The organism is Xanthobacter sp. BG11Y11_SDJG (genome assembly GCF_057364445.1).
On the sequence record NZ_JBNFNU010000455.1, the window covers coordinates 1 to 3,156 of the forward strand.

Here is a 3,156-nt window from a genome sequence, read left to right on the forward strand (position 1 = left end):
TGGCGCCGTCCACCACGGATTTTCGCCCATCCGAAGCCGGCGCCGACGCAGTCGAGCCGCGGATCGCCGGAGATCACCAGCGTCGCCGAGGCGCCGCGCGTCACCGTGAAGAGGTCGCCCAGCGCCGCCCGCTTTGTGCCGTAGGGCAGAACGAGCCGCTCCGCCGCCGCCTCGCTCAGCCCCGCCAGCGCCGCCGGCAGGAGCCCGGTGCAGTCGAGGCGCGCCACGAGCGGCGCCTTCAAAACGAGGCGCATCCCGCTCACGAGGCGCCCCCCATGATGGCGTGCAGATGGAAGTGGAACGGGCCGAGCGTGCCGCCGTAATTGCCGGCATCGACGGCGAGGATGCCGGCCTCGGCCCCGAGATCGCACACCGCGGCGATGCCGGCGCGCATGCTGGCAGCGACCGCCGCTTCCGACAGCCCGTCGATGACGATCTCCAGCACGCTCTCCGCCTCCGGCGGCAAGGCGGTCGGCGTCACCGCGCGCAGCGTCGGGCAATAGGCGCCATTGGTGGAGGCGATGAGGCCGGGATACTTGCTGCCCACCTTGGAGCCGGAGCGCACCACGCCGCCGGGAAAGGGCATCACCGCGCCGGGAACCTGCGCCATGGCCTCCACCGCCGCCTCGGCGGCAGCGAGCGCGGCGGCGCGCGACCGCGCGAGGATCAGGAAAATTGCCGCCGCCAACCGCCGCCGGAACCGCGCCGGTCGTCTCGTCGCAGACGAACTCGCCCTCCATCACCGGAATGCGCCAGATGCGCTTGCCGGCGAGGCGCTTCGACACCTGGTGGCCGTCGCCGAAATAGCGCAGCGCCCGGCCGATGGGGATGGACGGCCCGCCTTCGATCCCCGCATAGCAGGCGGTGGTGGGGCAGGTGAGCACGCTCTGCCCCACCCTGAGCGGCACCACCTTCTTCAAGTCCTTCAGCGACATGGCGAAGACGAGCACGGCGACGCCCGGGCGCCCGTCCGGCGTCTCGGCGGGGGCCAGCTCGCGCTCGATCGCCGCCTCGCAGCCGCAGCCGATCACGGAGGTGGCAAAGCCGGTCATGCTGCGCGCGGCGGTGAGCGCCCAGCGCGCCGTGTCGGCGGTGATGAGGAGCCGCGTCGCCGCCATGGGGAACGCCTCGGCGAAGCCGTCGCGCACGCAGACGCCGTTGAGGACGAGGTCGGGCGCGCCGCTCATGGCTGAAGCTCCACCAGCTCCGGCCCCTCGCCGTTGCGGATCTCGCCGCCGGCGATGCGGAAATGCTTCGCCTTCAGGCCGATGGCGGCGTCGAACCACTGGTCGAGGCGCTTGTCCATGGCGCCGTCATAGGGCGCGTGGACCGCATAGGTCCGCCCGCGCGCGAGCGCGGTGACGGCGCCGTCGCGCACCACCTCCACGCCGTCCTTCAGCACCAGGCGCGGCGCCGCAAACATGGCCTCGCGGTCCGCCGCATCGGCATAGAGCACCACGTCCGCCCGCGCGCCGGGGCCGAGATGGCCGCGGTCCGTCAGGCCCAGCGTGCGGGCGGGCGCGGCGCGGGTGACGACGGCGATCTCCTCCAGCGTGTATTCGCGCCGGATCTCGGAAAGGCGGGTGTGGGCGCGCGCCGCGGGATGGATGCGGCCGAGATGATGGTCGCGGAAGTCCTTGTCCATCAGCAGGCGGATGAGGTGCGGATAGGAGGTGAACGGCCCGCCATTGGGATGGTCGGTGGTCAGGTACACCCGCCACGGGTCCTCGATGAGCAGGAACAGCTCCAGCCCGATGGCCCATTGCAGCGCGTTCACGAACGACTGGTCGCGATACTGGAACGGCACCACGCCGCAGGCCGCGTCGCACTCGATGTCCATGCCGATCCACTTGTTCGGGCTGGCGAGGCGGTGGTTGCGGTATTGCGACATGAGGTCGGCCGAGGCGGTCACGGTCTGGCCGAACATGATCTGCCCCACGTCCACCGAGATGTGCGGGTTGGCGTTCACGGCAGCGGCGATCTCCACCGCGCCGGAGGAGAAGCGCCGGTCGCCCTCGGTGCCGTAGGCATGGAACTGGACGTGGGTGAGGTGGAGCGGGAAACCCTCCGTGGCGCCGATGGTGGCGAGCGTGGTGGCGACGTTGCCGGGCACGCCGAGATTGCAGCCGTGCAGGTGGATCGGGTGCGGCACGCCCAATTCCGTCACCGCCCGCTGGAGGGTCGTGAGGATGCGGCGCGGGGTGAGGCCGTAGAACGGGCCGGCCTCGTCGAGATCGAGCGCGCGGGCGTTGAACTTGAAGGCCGAGATGCCGCCGGGATTGACGATCTTCACCGCGCAGCACTGGGTGGCCTTGAGCATCCATGCCACATAGTCGTTCACCGCCTGCTGGCCCTCGCCCTCGGCGATCAGGCGCAGCAGGAAGTCGTCATTGCCGAGCACCAGGAAGCCGCCGGTGTCGATATTGGGGATGTCGGCCATCTCCAGGTGCGCGTGGCGCGCATTGGCGCCCACCACCGCCGGCTCGAACACGGCGGTGTAGCCCATCTGGGAATAGCGGCAGCCGGTCTCGTGGGTGGTGGGCGCGGCGCGTCCGCCGCCGCAGCCGCAGAAGGCGCCCTCCGGCTCGGGGAAGGCGGCGCGGTCTTCGCTCATGAGCAGGCGGGCGAGGTTCACCTTGCCGCCGGCGATGTGGCTGTGGAGGTCGATGCCGCCGGCCATCACCACCATGCCGTCGGCATCGATGCGGGCCTCGTGCGCGGAGGGCGGCGCGTCGGCGACCATGCGGCCGTCGGCGATGAGGAGGTCGCGCACCCGGTCGACGACGCCATTGGCGGGGTCATAGATGCGCCCGCCGGAAATGCGGATGCGCCCGCTCATGGCCGCGCCTCCCGCGCCGCGAGGATCGCCCCGGCCGCCTCGCCGAGGCTCGGCAGTTCCGCCGGCCGCAGGGCGGCGAGCGGCAGGCATACCACCTGGTCCATGCGGAAGACGTGGCCCGCATGGTCGACGCCGGGCGTGCCCACGGGGATGAACACGTCCGGCTCGCGCGGGAACACGGTCTGGGCATGGCCGAGCGCGATCACCGGCCCGCGTGCGAAGGCGGGCGGCGCATCGGGGCGCAGCGCGCTGGCGAACAGCAGCAGGTCGGCATCGGCGAGCGCGGCGCGGGTCTCGTAGAGGTCCGGCGCATGGCG

1 protein-coding gene and 3 pseudogenes are annotated in these 3,156 nt (G+C 71.9%); all 4 read right to left on the reverse strand.

The window, feature by feature from the left end; all coding sequences use genetic code 11:
* A pseudogene (locus tag AC2W7M_RS22730) lies at nt 1–227 on the reverse strand (formylmethanofuran dehydrogenase subunit C); the annotation flags it as partial.
* A gap of 32 nt (nt 228–259) precedes the next feature.
* Nucleotides 260–1,187 (reverse strand): annotated as a pseudogene (gene fhcD, locus AC2W7M_RS22735) (formylmethanofuran--tetrahydromethanopterin N-formyltransferase).
* Entirely contained in the window at nt 1,184–2,839 is a 1,656-nt protein-coding gene (locus tag AC2W7M_RS22740; protein WP_486135130.1) for a formylmethanofuran dehydrogenase subunit A, read from the reverse strand. Before AC2W7M_RS22740 ends, fhcD begins: the two are co-directional and overlap by 4 nt.
* Nucleotides 2,836–3,156, reverse strand: a pseudogene (locus AC2W7M_RS22745) (formylmethanofuran dehydrogenase); the annotation flags it as partial. The pseudogene AC2W7M_RS22745 and the gene AC2W7M_RS22740, both read right to left, overlap by 4 nt.